General features: G+C 31.6%; 1 protein-coding gene. It reads left to right on the forward strand.

What is annotated here, in order from left to right; genetic code table 11:
• Positions 1-446: hypothetical protein (locus AC3DEV_RS17050; RefSeq protein ID WP_488372881.1), on the forward strand; the 446-nt coding region annotated here is incomplete at both ends.

Genomic DNA, 446 nt, shown 5'->3' on the forward strand with positions numbered 1-446 from the left:
TTTAAATATGACAGCATAACCTTTACACAATTTAGTTCCAGAAAACAATCATTCGGAAAAATGATTCGGTCAACACGTATTTCCCTGGGGTTATTCTTTAATTATTTCTTATCGTTAACGAAAATTGATCCTGGTCAAAACTATATATCTCTGCCATCAATAAAATCCAGCACTCACATTGCTCTCCTTTTTATGGTTTCTATGGGTACACAAAAATTAAAAGCTCAAGGCTTTTTTATTTTCAGCTTATTGCTGACGTTAATTTTATTTTGCATTACTACCTTATATAACGAAAATACAAATGTAAAACTCATCCCACAGATGAATTACCTGATGGTTGTTGTGGCTTTGTTTTTCCTTAACGCCGTCATTTTCCTTTTCATGTTAATGAAGTATTTCACTAACAAACAAATTTTACCAACACTCATTTTAAGCCTTGCATTTTT

It is taken from the genome of Dietzia sp. IBK-p2-15D, from assembly GCF_057773105.1.